Origin of the sequence: Paraburkholderia sp., assembly GCF_035656215.1 — a bacterium.
Taxonomy (GTDB): Bacteria; Pseudomonadota; Gammaproteobacteria; order Burkholderiales; family Burkholderiaceae; genus Paraburkholderia.
Genome location: NZ_DASRSY010000080.1, coordinates 1 through 14,850, shown reverse-complemented (window position 1 = coordinate 14,850; position 14,850 = coordinate 1). Strand labels below are relative to the sequence as shown.

Here is a 14,850-nt window from a genome sequence, read left to right as displayed (position 1 = left end):
ACCGGCGTCAGCGCCTGCGGCAGTGGCGTGTCTTCGTCGACCACGCGCACCGCCGGATGCACCATCTCCATGCCGAAGAAGCCGCCACGCACGTCACCGCGCACGCGCAGCCGCGCGCCGATCGCCATCTGCTTGACCTGCGAGCCGTAGAAATTCAGAAAGCGGAGGACCAGCTCGTCGCCGGCGTCGTCGCGCAGTTTCACCAGCAACTGGCGGCGCGGGCGATAGGCGATCTCGTTGTCGAACACCACGCCTTCCGTTTGCGCGATGCCACCCGGCAGCAGGTGCCCGATCGGCGTCAGCGAGGTCTCGTCTTCGTAGCGCATCGGCAGATGCAGCACCAGATCGATGTCGCGTGTGAGGCCGAGTTTGGCGAGCTTGTCGACGGGTTTGGCAGTGGCCTTTGCAGCAGGCTTCCCGGCGGCTTTGCCCGCAGGTTTGCCGGCGGGCTTGTCACCGAATGGGTCAACCATTTCATCTTCACGCGCGGCCTTATCGCTCGCTGGCGGGACACCCGCGCCGAGGTCGTTTAAGTCAACCGCCGCTGCTTTGCCCCGCGAGACGCGGCGCTTCGGCTCGACGCTCACTTCATCGGTGGCGGAGGGCAATCGGCGTTCGGACAAAGGCATGGGTTGCTTCGCAAGTACAATATCGGCTGTCAAAGGTGTCGCCGCCAACCAGCGCGCGGGCTCGCGGGCCGCTCTGGCGTCCCGCAATCATAGCCGCCCGGCTCCGGCTTCGGCTCAATTCAGTCCCAATTCGCTTCCAGTCGTCCGCATGTTTACGCTTTCCGATTTCGATTTCGATCTGCCACCTGAGCTGATCGCGCAAGTGGCGCTCCCCGAGCGCAGTGCCAGCCGTCTGCTCGAAGTGGTCAACCCAGCCGATGCCGCCGGCGCAGCGCGCCTGATCGACCGCCGCTTTGCCGAGCTGCCTGAGTGCATCGCGGCCGGCGATCTGCTGGTCTTCAACGATACCAAAGTCCTGAAGGCGCGCTTCCTCGGCCAGAAGGCCAGTGGCGGCAAAGTCGAAGTGCTGGTAGAGCGTCTGACCGGCGAACGCACCGCGCTCGCGCAGATCCGCGCGAGCAAGAGCCCGCAGCCGGGCACGACGATCCGCCTCGCCGATGCATTCGACGTGACGATCGGCGAACGCGTCGAGCCGTTCTACACGCTGCATTTCCCCGACGACTGCCTGACGCTGATCGAGCAATTCGGCCGCCTGCCGCTGCCGCCGTACATCGAGCACGATCCCGACGCAACCGACGAAACCCGCTACCAGACCGTGTTCGCGCAAAACCCAGGCGCAGTGGCCGCGCCCACCGCCGGTCTGCATTTCGACGAAGCGCTGCTCGCGCGGCTCGATGCCCGCGGCGTGGAGCGCGCGACGCTGACACTGCACGTCGGCGCAGGCACCTTCCAGCCGGTACGGGTCGAGAATCTGGCCGAACACAAGATGCACAGTGAGTGGTATCACCTCCCGCAATCGCTCGCCGACAAGATCGCGGCAACGCGTGCGCGCGGCAACCGTGTGATCGCGGTGGGCACGACGTCGATGCGCGCGCTCGAAGCCGCCGCGCGCGATGCGGACACGGCCGGACGCCCACTCGGCGCAGCCAGCACGGAAACCGACATTTTCATCACGCCTGGTTATAAATTCCGCGTGGTCGACCGGCTGGTGACCAATTTCCATTTGCCGAAGTCGACGCTGCTGATGCTGGTGTCGGCATTCGCCGGTGTCGAGACGATTCGCGAAGCCTACCGGCACGCGATCGAGGAGCGTTACCGCTTCTTCAGTTACGGCGACGCGATGCTGCTGACGCGCCGCGACGCCTGAACCATTTCGCGCCGCAAGGCGGTATCCCGCGCGATAGCGTTGCGCGCCGGCAGCGCGCGCGGTAGTCTGCCGCTCCTTGCTGCATCGACGTAGCGGCAGTTGTTGCTGCTCAATCCTGCATCTGCGCGCAGTAGCAAATGTGCGCTGCGCCTTGCGTTTTCTTTACCCAGCCGCCGTGGCCTACCCGGCGGCGTTGCAACGTTGCGCCGGACTGTTTTCCGGTAGCACAGGAGTTATTTCATGACCGACGGTCATACCCACGATACAAGCGGTACCTGCGATACCTGCGCGAGCACCCCGTCACGCCCTGACAACGGCCTCAAATTCGAACTGCTCGGCACCGACGGCCAGGCGCGGCGCGGTCGCGTCACGCTGAATCACGGCGTGGTCGAAACGCCGATCTTCATGCCGGTTGGCACCTACGGCACGGTGAAGGCGGTCCAGCCGCGCGAACTCGAAGAAATGCACGCGCAGATCATCCTCGGCAACACCTTCCACCTGTGGCTGCGCCCGGGCCTGGAGACGATCGAGGCGCATGGCGGCCTGCACGCCTTCATGGGCTGGAAGAAGCCGATTCTGACGGACTCGGGCGGTTTTCAGGTGTTTTCGCTCGGCGATCTCCGCAAGATCACCGAAGATGGCGTCACGTTCGCTTCGCCGATCAATGGCGACAAGCTCTTCCTGTCGCCGGAAGTGTCGATGCAGATCCAGAAGGTGCTGAACTCGGACATCGTCATGCAGTTCGACGAATGCACGCCGTACGCGACCAACAACGTGCCGACCTCGCATCAGGAAGCCGCCGACTCGATGCGCATGTCGATGCGCTGGGCCAAGCGCTCGATCAACGAATTCAACCGCCTCGGCAACCCGAATGCCCTCTTCGGCATCGTCCAGGGCGGCATGTTCGAGGACCTGCGCGACGAGTCGCTGGCGGGTCTCGCGGAGATGGATTTCCACGGTCTCGCAATCGGCGGCCTGTCGGTCGGCGAGCCGAAAGAAGACATGATGCGCGTGCTGAATCACATCGGCCCGAAGCTCCCGGCCGACAAGCCGCACTACCTGATGGGCGTCGGCACACCGGAAGACCTGGTGGCGGGCGTCGCCGCCGGCGTCGACATGTTCGACTGCGTGATGCCGACCCGCAACGCGCGCAACGGCTGGCTCTTCACCCGTTTCGGCGACATCAAGATCCGCAACGCCGCGCACAAGAACTCGCTGCGCCCGCTCGACGAGCAGTGCGGTTGCTACACCTGCCGAAATTTCACCCGCGGCTACCTGCACCATCTGCATCGTGTAGGGGAAATCCTCGGTGCGCAGTTGAACACGATCCACAACCTGCACTACTACCTGGAATTGATGCAGGAAATGCGCGACGCGATCGACGCAAAACTGTTCGAGCCTTTCCGCAAGCGCTTCCACGAGAACCGTGCGCGCGGCATCGACTAGCCGGCGATCGGCAATCAGCTGATGAATTTGCCGGAGGAATTCGTCGGCTGTGCGCAGAAAACCTTACAATAAACTTTCGCGCACGGCAAAAAAGGCTTTAAACGGTTGATCGGAAAGCCGATTCGCCGCGTCGACCCCTGTCAGGCCAGTGGTAGAATAACCGGCTGATTTTTTTGATTGTTTCGATTTATAACGGAGAGACCAACGTGTCGTTCATTACCGATGCCTTCGCCCAAGGCACAGCAACAGGTGGCATTGAATCGAACCTGATGAGCTTCCTGCCGCTGATCCTCATGTTCGGCGTGCTGTACTTCATCATGATTCGCCCGCAAATGAAGCGCCAGAAGGAACATCGCAACATGCTCTCCGCCATGGCGAAGGGCGACGAAGTGGTTACGAACGGCGGCATCGTCGGCAAGGTGACCAAGGTGGGTGAAGCTTACGTCGGCGTCGAAATCTCGGAAGGCACGGAAATCACCGTGCAAAAAGCGTCGGTTACGACGATTCTCCCGAAGGGCACGATCAAGTCGCTGTAAGGCCTGCTCTCTCGCGTCCGGCGCGGCCTCGCCGGCGGTTCTCGCAGAACAACGCTGAATCGCCCGCGCTCATCGCCGGACGCATCGCTTCCAAGCCAACCGTCCCGTTGGACCACTCATGAATCGTTACCCCCTCTGGAAATATGCCGTGATGCTGGTGGCTCTGGTCATCGGCCTCGTGTACACGCTGCCCAATCTGTTCGGCGAAGCGCCGGCGGTGCAGGTGTCGAGCGGCAAGGCAACGGTCAAGCTCGACTCGACCACGCTGTCGGCAGTCGAAGCGGCGCTGGCCGCCAATCAGATCAAGCCTGACGAAGTCACGTTCGACAACTCGTCGACCAACGCGAACATTCGCGTGCGTGTGCCCGACACCGACACGCAGTTGCGCGTGAAGGACCTGCTGCAGAAGTCGCTGAACAGCGACCCCACCGATCCGCAGTTCGTCGTTGCGCTGAACCTGCAAAGCGCGTCGCCGCGCTGGCTGACCGCAATGCATGCGCTGCCGATGTACCTCGGTCTCGATCTGCGCGGCGGTGTGCACTTCCTGCTGCAGGTCGACATGGCCGGCGCGCTGAACAAGAAGCTCGACTCCGACGCTTCGGATGCGCGCACGATGCTGCGTGACAACAACATCCGCGACGGCGGCGTGAACCGCGTCAACCAGACGGTGGTGATCAATTTCGCCGATCAGGCCACGGCGGACGCCGCGCTCAAGCAACTTGGCCGCAGCATCAGCGAACTCCAGTGGGCGTCGCAAGCCAGCCCGGACGGTGGCGTGCAACTGGTCGGCACGTTCACGCCGGCGGTGCAGAAAGCCGTTCAGGACGCCGCGCTCAAGCAGAACATCGTAACGCTGCATAACCGCGTGAACGAACTCGGCGTGGCCGAACCGGTGATCCAGCAGCAAGGCTCGGACCGTATCGTCGTCGAACTGCCGGGCGTGCAGGATACGGCGAAAGCGAAGGACATCATCGGCCGCACGGCGACGCTCGAAGCGCGCCTTGCCGATCCGGTCAACACGCATCCGAATCCATCCGATCCGGTGCCGCCGGGCGACGAGCTGTTCACCCAGGGCAACCAGACACCGGTGCTGTTGCGCAAACAGATCATCTTCACGGGCGACCGGATTATCGACGCGTCGTCGGGCTTCGATGAACATCAACGTCCGTCGGTCAACATCCGTCTCGATTCGGCGGGTGGCCGCGCGGTGCGCAGCGTCTCGCGCGACAACATCGGCAAGCCGATGGCGATGGTGCTGTTCGAGAAGGGCAAGGGCGAAGTGCTGACGGTGGCGACCATCCAGTCGGAACTGGGTGACCGCTTCCAGATCACCGGCCAGGCCACGCCGCAAGGCGCTGCCGACCTCGCGCTGCTGCTGCGCGCAGGTTCGCTCGCAGCGCCCATGGACATCATCGAAGAACGCACGATCGGCCCGAGCCTCGGCGCGGACAACATCAATAAGGGCTTCCACTCGGTGGTGTGGGGCTTCGTGGCGATCGCCGTCTTCATGATCGCGTACTACATGCTGTTCGGCGTGATCTCGATGATCGGCCTGTCGGTCAACCTGTTGCTGCTGATCGCCGTGCTGTCCATGTTGCAGGCCACGCTAACCTTGCCGGGTATCGCCGCTATTGCGCTGGCGCTCGGTATGGCGATCGACGCGAACGTGCTGATCAACGAACGCGTGCGTGAAGAACTGCGCCACGGCGCGCCGCCGCAACTGGCGATCCAGAACGGCTACGCGCATGCATGGGCGACGATTCTCGACTCGAACGTCACCACGCTGATTGCCGGTCTCGCGCTGCTCGCCTTCGGCTCCGGCCCGGTGCGCGGCTTCGCGATGGTCCACTGTATCGGCATCTTGACGTCGATGTTCTCCGCCGTGTTCTTCTCCCGCGGCGTGGTCAACTTCTGGTACGGCGGCAAGAAGAAGCTCAAGTCGCTGGCCATCGGCCAGGTGTGGCGTCCTCAACCGGAAGGTATCGACGGTGCCGCCGCCTACCTCGGCAACGAAGATGCTGCGACCGATACCGCACGAGCCGTCGCCGCGGCAAGCGCCAAGCCCAAGGCCAAAGCTGCGGCCCAGGCGCGTGCCAAGCCGACCGTGCGCCGCCGCGACGCGTCGGGTTCGTCGAACACGCCGCAGAAACCGGGTTCATCCCGCTGAACCCCGGAGAACTAGACCATGGAATTTTTCCGTTTTCGCAAAGACATTCCGTTCATGCAGCGTGCGTTGATTTTCAACGCAATCTCGCTGCTGACGTTCCTTGCCGCCGTGTTCTTCCTGCTGCATCGCGGGCTGCATCTGTCGGTGGAATTCACCGGCGGTACAGTCGTCGAAGTGCAGTATCCGGGTGCTGCGCCGCTTGAACCGGTGCGCGGCACGCTCAACAAGCTCGGCTATCCCGACGCGCAAGTGCAGAACTTCGGCACCTCGCGCGACGTGCTGATCCGTCTGCCGCTCAAGAAAGGCTATACCTCGGCGCAACAAAGCGACCAGGTCATGGGCGCTCTGAAAGGCCAGGATCCGCAGGTGCAGTTGCAGCGCGTCGAGTTCGTCGGCCCGCAGGTCGGCAAGGAACTCGCTACCGACGGCCTGCTCGCGCTCGCCTGTGTGGTGGTCGGCATCGTGATCTACCTGTCGTTCCGCTTCGAATGGAAGTACGCGGTCGCCGGCGTGATCGCGAACTTGCACGACGTGATCATCATTCTCGGCTTCTTCGCGTTCTTCCAATGGGAGTTCTCGCTGTCGGTGCTGGCCGCGGTGCTCGCGGTGCTCGGCTACTCGGTGAACGAATCCGTCGTTATCTTCGACCGGATTCGTGAAACCTTCCGCCGCGAACGCAAGATGACCGTGATCGAGGTGATCAACCACGCGATCACCAGCACCATGTCGCGCACGATCATCACCCACGGCTGTACGCAGATGATGGTGCTGTCGATGTTCCTGTTCGGCGGTCCGACGCTGCACTACTTCGCTCTGGCGCTGACGGTCGGTATTCTGTTCGGTATCTACTCGTCGGTGTTCGTCGCCGCGGCGCTCGCCATGTGGCTCGGCGTGAAGCGCGAAGATCTGGTGAAGGACAAGAAGGAACGCGTCGATCCGGACGATCCAAACGCAGGCGCGCAAGTTTGAGCTTGCTGTAGGCAGCCATCGTAATAAAAAAGGCCGGTTCCCTCGAACTGGCCTTTTGCGTTTACCGCCTTTGCCACGCTGCGCTGTCTGCTGTCCTGTCCCGCTGCTAGCACGCGCACCTGGCGCGCTGCCCTGGCGACCTACACGCTTGACAAGCCCGGTCGCGCAACAGGACAACCCGGCAACGCGTTATCTGAACCCAAGCTTGCGCCGCGCCGCCATCAGCGCCACCAGGCTAATGGCCGCGGCAAAAATCATGTAGTAGCTCGGCGCGGCCTTGGAGCCCGTGAAGCTGATCAGCCACGCAATGATGAACGGCCCAAAGCCCCCGAAGATCGTGACAGCGATGTTATAGGCCAACGACATGCCAGTCGTACGCGTCTGCACCGGGAACATCTCGGAAAGCAATCCCGGCAGCGCCGCGAAGTAGCCTGTCATCAGAAAGCCGAACACGATCTGCAACACGATCAGCGTGCCGAAGGTCGGATGCGCAACCAGATACACGAACGCCGGATTGATCAGCACGAGAAGCAGCAGCGCCGATATCAGCATGATCGTGGTGCGCCCGTGGCGGTCCGATAGATGGCCGACCAACGGCGAAAACACCATCTGGATCAAACCGGTCAACGCAATCGCCGCGAACGCGACCGAAGGCGGCAATCCCAACTGCTTCACGCCGTAGGTCGGCATGAACAGCACCAGATAGGTCGACACCGTACCGAGCACCACCACGCCGATCGCAATCACGAGGCTCAGCTTCTGGCTGGAGAAGGTGTCGCGCAGCGGCGTCGTGGTGGTTTCCGCCGCGAGGAACTCCGGCGTTTCGTCGAGCTTGGTGCGGATGTACCACGCAACCGGCCCGATCAGAAGACCAAAGAAGAACGGCACGCGCCAACCCCACGAGCCCATCTGTTCAGGCGAAAGCCTGCCGGTCAGCAGCACGCCGAAGCCGGCCGCGAGCAGCGTGGTGAGCCCTTGGCTCGCGACCTGCCAGCTCGCGAAGAAACCACGGCGCCCCGGTACATGTTCCGCGAGAAAAGCCGTGGCGCTGCCGAACTCGCCCCCCGCCGAAAAGCCTTGCATCAGACGCGCTGCCACGAGAATCACGGGCGCGGCAATGCCGATGCTCTGATAGGTTGGCAGAACCGCGATGATCAGCGTGCCGCACATCATCAGCAGGATCGACAGCGTGAGCGCCGCTTTGCGTCCGGCGCGGTCGGCGTAAGCACCGATCACAATCGCGCCGAGCGGCCGCATGAAGAACGACACACCGAAGGTGCCGAGCGTCAGTAACAGCGAGACCGTGTCGTTACCCGCCGGGAAAAACAGCTTCGCGATGATGACCGCGAAAAAACCGTACACCACCAGATCGAACCATTCCAGCGCGTTGCCGATCGAGGCGGCGACCACCGCGCGCCACGAATTCTGCCGGCTCCCCGCCAGGCTTGCCGCTGTCGTTGCATTCATGCAGATCTCCAATGCGCGCTAAATATTATTAACGTAGGCTTGACGCCCCCACTTTGCCGAACCGGATGCGCGCACAACCAATACGGCGTCAGCGCTCTATGTACCTGAAAAATTAAAACGAGGCGAGCGACAAATGGGCGATCGCGGCGGCATAGGGCTTCCCGCGCTTCGAGCAGGCAATAAAAAACCGCTTCGTCGCAAAAGCGAACGAAACGGTTTTTTTGTTGCGACGCAACGGCAGCGCCGTGAGCGGCCTTAAATACGAGTGCGTAAAACGCTCATTAAAGCGTTATTGCTTGATGCCCTCAGATTGAATATGCAGCTTGGTATCCATGCTGAAACCGTATTTCGCGCCGAAATCCATGCCGTAGTCGGCGCGATTGAAATGAGCGCTCGCTTCCACGCCACACACTTCGCGCTTGAGCACAGGGTGCTGCATGCACTTGAACGATTCGATCTTCAGATTCAGCGGCTTGGTCACGCCACGAATCGTCAGGTTGCCGACCACTTCGACCGGCTTGTCGCCATCGAACTTGATATCGGTACCTTTATAAGTCACCGACGGATACTTGGCCACGTCGAAGAATGCGTCCGTCTTCAGATGCTCATCCAGCTTGCTGTTACCCGTATCGATCGAAGCGGGGTCAACCGTGACGTCCACCGTGCCGGTTTTCGCCACGCGGTCGAGCGTGACCGTGCCGGAGCTCTTGGTGAACTTGCCGCGCCACACCGAGACGCCGCCGAAATGATCTGCTTCGAAGCTCGGATAGGTGTGGGTTGGGTCGAGTTGATAGGTATCGGCAGCAGCAAACGCGCCGAGCGAGAAAGAAGAAGCCAGTGCACCGACGGCGATCAACAGGGAAGTTTTCAATTCATGGTCCTTTGTTCTGGAAGGAAAGCGGCTGCGCCCGAACGGCGGCGCAGCGAACGTCACTTGCGTGCTGCAACGATATGAAACTTGATCACCACGTCATCGGCGACCACCGAGGTGTCTTTCCATTCACCGGTGCCAATGTCGAATTGCGAACGCTTGATCGACAGCGAGCCGTCGAAGGTTTGCGTCGCGCCCTGCTGAGTGACCGTGACCGGCACCACCACAGTTTGCGATTTACCCTTGATGGTCAATTTGCCGGTGACCTTGAACTGGTTGCCGCCGGCCGGCGCAATCGCGCTCGACACGAACGTTGCAGTCGGATAGGTCTTCGCGTCGAACCAGTCCTTGCCGCGCACCTGGTCGTTGTAGCTTTCGTCGCCGAGATCGTAACTGCCGACGTCGATGCTGAGCTGCGCACTGCCGTCCGCCGGTTTTGCCGGATCGAACTTCACTTGCGCGGTGAATTTACCGAATTTACCTTCCACCGGCACGTTCATCTGTTTCGACGTTGCCGTCACCGAGCTCTTCGAGACGTCGACCTGCGCGAGCGCACTGCCGGCGGCTGTCAGCGAGGCCGCCGCAAACGCGGCGAGCATGTAACGATAAAACGAAACTTTCATGGTTATCCTTATTTGATGAAAGGGAGCATGCGCGACAGCAGGCCGTCGCGGTCCAGCCATTGATGCTTGAGCGCCGCCGCGACGTGCAGCGCGACCAACACGAGCAACGTGTAATTCAGCGTGATATGCACGTTCTTCAGCAACTCCTTGAGATGCGGGTCCGGCGCGATCAGGCGCGGCAGCGGGATCAGTCCGAGGTACACCACCGGCACATTGGCCGCCGAGCTATACAGATAGCCGGATATGGGAATCGCGATCATCAGCACATAGAGCAGCAGATGCGTGAGATGCGCGGCGCCGCGCTGCCAGGACGGCATGCGGCGCGGCAGCGGCGGGGCCGCGTGGGTGGCGCGCCACAGAATGCGCAGCACGGCGAGCGCGAACACCGTCACGCCGATCCATTTGTGCCAGGAGAAGTAGCGCAGCTTGGTGGGCGTGAAGCCGGGAATGTCGGTCATCACCCAACCGAGCGCGAAGCCGCAGACGATCAGCAGCGCGATCAGCCAGTGAAAGGCGATGGCAGTCCGCGTGTACGACTCCCGGCTGCCGAAAGAGGGGTTGAGTGCCATGACAGGTCAGCGCAAGTTAAGAGAGGTTAACGGCGCAGCCGGCCCTGCTATTCCACGCTGCCAATGCATGCTGCATCGTGCAACTTGATGGAAAGCATGGCGGCCGCGGCACACGCCAAGGCCGCCATGCTACCGCAAGCGGAAAAAGCTGGCTGCGGCGGCCATGCAGAAAGTTTTCCCCGTGCAAAACGGTGTTGAACAATTGGGGATCGAAGCTGTCGAACCAGCCAATTTTATGTAAGACTAGTCCTAATGCCGGCGCCGCCTGACCCACCACAGCACTGGGCGTAACGGCCTGCCCGGCAGCGGAGCGCGTTTGGTACTATTGCTCCACGCTTTCTCCGGCGCTGCCCCAAAACCGGCATTGCACGCCTCCCCTCTTGTCGTTAGCCCTTCTGCCGTATGGAACATGACAACCTGATCGCGTGCCATGAATGCGATACGCTGTTCCGCAAGCCCCGGCTTGTCGGGCGGGCGGTCGCGCGCTGTCCGCGTTGCGGCGCAACGCTCTATCGCGGCGTCTCCCGCAAGCTCGACAGTATCTGTGCGATGACACTGGCCGCGCTGATCACCTTCCTGATCGCCCAGGGCTTCCCGATCGTCGAACTCGAAACCAACGGCATCACCTCGCAGACCACACTGTTCGGCGCGCTCGTCGCGCTGTGGGGCGAGGACATGCAGATCGTCGCGGTCATGGTGTTCTGCTCGACCATCCTGTTTCCGCTGACCGAGCTGGTCGCGCTGCTCTACGTGCTGATCCCCCTGCGCGCCGGCTACGTGCCGCCCGCCTTCAACCGCGTATTGCGCGCCGTTCAATTCGTGCGGCCGTGGGGCATGATCGAAGTGTTCATGCTCGGCGTGCTGATCACCATCGTGAAGATGGTGAGTCTCGCGCGCGTGATTCCCGAAGCAGCGCTGTTCGCCTTCGGCGTGCTGACGCTGATGTTCGCCGTGGTTGTCACATTCGACCCGCGCATTCTGTGGGATCTCGCCGACGAACTGGGCGCGCGCAGCCAGAGACCGCTGCCGCGCACCTCGGCGGACAGCGCGGCGGTTGCCGTCAGTTCGCTTGACGACCCTGCGATGCAATCCGCATTGCCGCCAGGCGCGCCGCCGGCGCCGCATCAGGGATGAGCGCACGATGAAATACGTCACCGCGAAGCGCGCGGGTCTGGTCTCCTGTCATGCATGCGGACGCGTCGAGCCGCGCATCCGCTCCGTCACACCGCAACACTGCAGCCGTTGCGAATCTGTCCTTCACGTACGCAACCCCGATAGCCTGATGCGCACCTGGGCGCTGCTGATCGCGGCTGCCTTGCTGTATATTCCCGCGAACCTTCTGCCGGTCATGCACACATCGTCGCTGCTCGGTTCGGAGGACGACACCATCATGAGCGGTGTCGTGTATTTCTGGACCTCGGGCGACTGGCCGCTGGCCGTGATCGTGTTCATCGCCAGCATCATGGTGCCAATGCTCAAACTGAGCGTGCTGGTGCTGCTTACCGCAACCGCGCAGCGCCGCTCGCGCTGGCGGCCCGAACAACGCACCACGCTCTACCGAATGGTCGAACGGATCGGGCGCTGGTCGATGCTCGACGTATTCGTCGTCACGCTGACCGTCGCGCTGGTACGTTTCAAGTCGCTTGCTGTGATCACGGCCGGACCTGGCGCGATCGCCTTCGGTTCGGTGGTGATTCTGACGATGATGGCATCCATGCAATTCGATCCACGGCTCATCTGGGACAACGTGGAAGGCAGCACTCAAAAACCTCAGGACCTCAACCATGACTAGCCCGCAAGGACCGACGCCCGCCTCCGATGCGCCGCGCAACGATTCGAACGGACCCAGGGTGCCGCCCCAACTGCCGGATCCCGACATCGAGCCGCGCAGCCGCTGGCTGCCCTCGCTGGTCTGGGTGATTCCGCTGATCGCCGCGCTGATCGGCCTCGCGCTCGTGATCAAGTCGGTGACCGAAAAAGGCCCGACCATTACGATCACGTTCGTCAGCGCCGAGGGCCTCGAGCCCGGCAAGACCAAGGTCAAGTACAAGGACGTCGACGTCGGCTCGGTGAAGACCATCACGCTGTCGAAGGATCTCTCGCACGTGCTGGTTCAGGTGCAGCTCACCAAGGAAGGCGAAGACTTCGCGGTGAAGGATTCGCGCTTCTGGGTGGTGCGCCCTCGCGTCGGTGCGAGCGGCGTGTCAGGATTGACCACACTGCTCTCGGGTGCGTACATCGGCGCGGACGCCGGCCATTCACCGGACACCGAGAAAAATTTTGTCGGCCTCGAAACGCCGCCACCGATTACAGGCGACCAGAAGGGCCACCAGTTCATTCTGCATGGCGACTCGCTTGGCTCGATCGACATCGGCTCGCCGATTTTCTACCGGCGCGTGCAGGTCGGCCAGGTGGTCGGCTTCTCGCTCGACAAGGACGGTACCGGCGTGACGATGCAGGTCTTCGTGTCGGCGCCGTTCGACCAGTACGTCGGCACCAATTCGCGCTGGTGGCACGCGAGCGGCGTCGATCTGCGGCTCGACTCGAGCGGCTTCAGGCTGAATACGCAGTCGCTGGCGACAGTGATCGTCGGCGGCTTGTCGTTCCAGTCGCCACTGGGCCAGAGCGTGGGCGCGCAGGCGCCGAACAACATGACGTTCCGCCTCGCCCCGGATGAATCGGACGCGATGCGCGAACCGGACGGCGTGCCGTTGCGTGTGGTCATGAACTTCAATCAGTCGCTGCGTGGATTGTCGATCGGCGCGACGGTCGATTTCCGCGGCATCGTACTGGGCCAGGTGACCAACATTGGCATCGACTACGATCCGAAGACGCGCAGCTTCACGATGCCGGTAACGATGAACCTGTACCCGGACCGCCTCGGCAAGCGCTTCCGCGAAACCGCGCCGGTGCCGGGCAGCCTCGCGGGTCAAAGCTTGCTGCAACAGCTCGTGAAGCACGGCCTGCGCGGCCAGTTGCGAACCGGCAACCTGATTACGAGCCAGTTGTACGTGGCGCTCGATATCTTCCCGAAAGCGCCGCCGGCCACGATTGACGTAACGGGCGATCCGCTCGAGTTGCCGACCATTCCGAACTCGCTCGACGAACTGCAGGTGCAGGTTGCCGACATTGCGAGGAAGCTCGACAAGGTACCGTTCGATCAGATCGGGACGAACCTGAACAGCGCTTTGAAGAATGCCGACCAGCTGTTCACCCGACTCGACAAGGAAGTCGTGCCGGAGGCGCGCGACACCCTGGCTGCGGCGAAGCAGACCTTCGGTTCGGCCGAGGCGACGTTGCAGCAGGATTCGCCGTTGCAGTCGGATGTTCATCAGGCGTTGCAGGAATTGACACGCACGTTGCAGTCGCTGAATGCGCTGTCGGATTATCTGGAGCGTCATCCGGAATCGCTGTTGCGCGGTAAAACAGGAGATAAACCATGATGTTTGCCCGGCTCCCCCGCCCGCCGCGCGGGCTTGTGCGCGGTGCTGCTTGCGTTGGCGTTCTGGCCGGATTGCTGGCGATGGCAGCGTGTTCGTCGCCGAGCAGCCGCTTTTATACGCTCGGCGCGGATGGTGCGCCTGCCGGCTCCCCTGCGCCGGCTAGCGCCCGGACGACGGCCGCGTCGGCGTGGCTGATCGAAGTCGCGCCGATCGATGTACCACCGCAAGTGGCGAAGAATCAGCTTGTTGTGCAGACGGCGCCTACGCAGGTTCAGGTGCTCGAACAGGAGCGTTGGGCTTCGTTGCCGGGTGACGAGATTCGTCGGGCTTTGTCGACCAGTCTCACGCAGCAGTTGGGTACGATCGATGTGTACGGCACGGCTTATCCGGATGCGACGCCTGTGTACCGGGTCAGCATGAATGTGCAGCGGTTCGAGTCATGGCCGGGGTCGCATGCATTGATCGATGCGGTCTGGAGTGTGAGGGCTGTACGGAGTACTGCTGTGATGACCTGTCGGAGCGTGGTGAGTGAGCCGGTTACTGGCGGCTATGACGCTCTTGTTAATGGGCATCGGGTGGCGTTGCAGCAGATTGCTTTGCAGATTGCTGCTGCTGTGCAGGGGATGGCCTCTGTAGCTCCGCAAGGGAAGGTTGGAGGGACGGGGAAAGGGGCTGTTTTTGCCGTGCCGGCGTGTCCTTCTGCAGTTGCGGCTGGGGCTACCTCCGCCCGTAGCTAATGGCTTTTTTTGCCTTCGCGGCGCTTTTTTCTGCGCGCTTACGGCGTTAGGGCTACGCTGAAAAAGGTCAACGCCGTTGGGCGGTGAATCGTTAAATGCGGATGAAACAACAAACCCTTGCGATGGCGGCCGATCAAGGCGCCGGATTTGAACAGTTCCGTCGGCCAACCAAACGCGATGTGTTCC

At 62.2% G+C, this 14,850-nt stretch carries 13 protein-coding genes and 1 pseudogene; 9 read left to right on the top strand and 5 right to left on the bottom strand.

The genetic code is table 11. The features are described from left to right. Window positions 1–629: pseudogene (locus VFE81_RS04390) on the bottom strand (ATP-dependent DNA helicase RecG); the annotation flags it as partial. Between the two features lie 148 nt (window positions 630–777). Here VFE81_RS04390 and queA point away from each other — a divergent pair. The 5 genes from queA (at window position 778) to secF (ending at window position 6,954) form a co-directional block, all read left to right on the top strand. Further along, window positions 778–1,836, top strand: a complete 1,059-nt coding sequence (gene queA / locus VFE81_RS04385) for a tRNA preQ1(34) S-adenosylmethionine ribosyltransferase-isomerase QueA (protein WP_325043420.1) — start codon at window positions 778–780, stop codon at window positions 1,834–1,836. Between the two features lie 240 nt (window positions 1,837–2,076). After that, window positions 2,077–3,282: a tRNA guanosine(34) transglycosylase Tgt gene (tgt, locus tag VFE81_RS04380; RefSeq protein ID WP_325043419.1), complete on the top strand. Its 1,206-nt coding sequence runs from the start codon at window positions 2,077–2,079 to the stop codon at window positions 3,280–3,282. Window positions 3,283–3,488: 206 nt separating this feature from the next. Next, window positions 3,489–3,818, top strand: coding sequence for a preprotein translocase subunit YajC (yajC, locus tag VFE81_RS04375; protein ID WP_169486259.1), 330 nt, complete (start codon window positions 3,489–3,491; stop codon window positions 3,816–3,818). Window positions 3,819–3,936: 118 nt separating this feature from the next. Beyond that, complete coding sequence (gene secD, locus VFE81_RS04370) at window positions 3,937–5,985, top strand: protein translocase subunit SecD (RefSeq protein WP_325043418.1); 2,049 nt, start codon at window positions 3,937–3,939, stop codon at window positions 5,983–5,985. 18 nt (window positions 5,986–6,003) lie between these two features. Then, window positions 6,004–6,954 (top strand): protein translocase subunit SecF, encoded by a 951-nt coding sequence (gene secF, locus VFE81_RS04365; RefSeq protein ID WP_325043417.1) that lies wholly within the window; start codon window positions 6,004–6,006, stop codon window positions 6,952–6,954. Between the two features lie 189 nt (window positions 6,955–7,143). On the opposite strand, the gene VFE81_RS04360 is transcribed toward secF, so the two are convergent. The 4 genes from VFE81_RS04360 to VFE81_RS04345 all read right to left on the bottom strand — a co-directional run bounded on the left by VFE81_RS04360 (window position 7,144) and on the right by VFE81_RS04345 (window position 10,484). After that, complete coding sequence (locus VFE81_RS04360) at window positions 7,144–8,421, bottom strand: MFS transporter (RefSeq protein WP_325043416.1); 1,278 nt, start codon at window positions 8,419–8,421, stop codon at window positions 7,144–7,146. Window positions 8,422–8,710: 289 nt separating this feature from the next. Continuing rightward, on the bottom strand, window positions 8,711–9,280 hold the full coding sequence (locus VFE81_RS04355) for a YceI family protein (protein ID WP_325043421.1): 570 nt from the start codon (window positions 9,278–9,280) through the stop codon (window positions 8,711–8,713). Between the two features lie 71 nt (window positions 9,281–9,351). Continuing rightward, window positions 9,352–9,915, bottom strand: coding sequence for a YceI family protein (locus VFE81_RS04350; protein WP_325043415.1), 564 nt, complete (start codon window positions 9,913–9,915; stop codon window positions 9,352–9,354). 8 nt (window positions 9,916–9,923) lie between these two features. Further along, entirely contained in the window at window positions 9,924–10,484 is a 561-nt protein-coding gene (locus VFE81_RS04345) for a cytochrome b (protein WP_325043414.1), read from the bottom strand. A gap of 402 nt (window positions 10,485–10,886) precedes the next feature. Here VFE81_RS04345 and VFE81_RS04340 point away from each other — a divergent pair, with 402 nt between their 5' ends. From VFE81_RS04340 to VFE81_RS04325, 4 genes are read left to right on the top strand one after another with little or no spacing between them, the layout of a single operon-like run. Then, a complete protein-coding gene (locus tag VFE81_RS04340; RefSeq protein ID WP_325043413.1) occupies window positions 10,887–11,618 on the top strand; it encodes a paraquat-inducible protein A in 732 nt (243 codons plus the stop codon). Window positions 11,619–11,625: 7 nt separating this feature from the next. After that, window positions 11,626–12,276: a paraquat-inducible protein A gene (locus VFE81_RS04335; RefSeq protein WP_325043412.1), complete on the top strand. Its 651-nt coding sequence runs from the start codon at window positions 11,626–11,628 to the stop codon at window positions 12,274–12,276. Next, window positions 12,269–13,927 carry an intermembrane transport protein PqiB gene (locus tag VFE81_RS04330; protein WP_325043411.1) on the top strand — a complete coding sequence of 553 codons (1,659 nt, stop codon included), beginning with the start codon at window positions 12,269–12,271 and terminating at the stop codon, window positions 13,925–13,927. Before VFE81_RS04335 ends, VFE81_RS04330 begins: the two co-directional genes overlap by 8 nt. Next, window positions 13,924–14,664 carry a PqiC family protein gene (locus tag VFE81_RS04325; RefSeq protein WP_325043410.1) on the top strand — a complete coding sequence of 247 codons (741 nt, stop codon included), beginning with the start codon at window positions 13,924–13,926 and terminating at the stop codon, window positions 14,662–14,664. The genes VFE81_RS04330 and VFE81_RS04325 overlap by 4 nt, the downstream gene beginning before the upstream one ends. The last annotated feature ends 186 nt before the right edge of the window (window positions 14,665–14,850 follow it).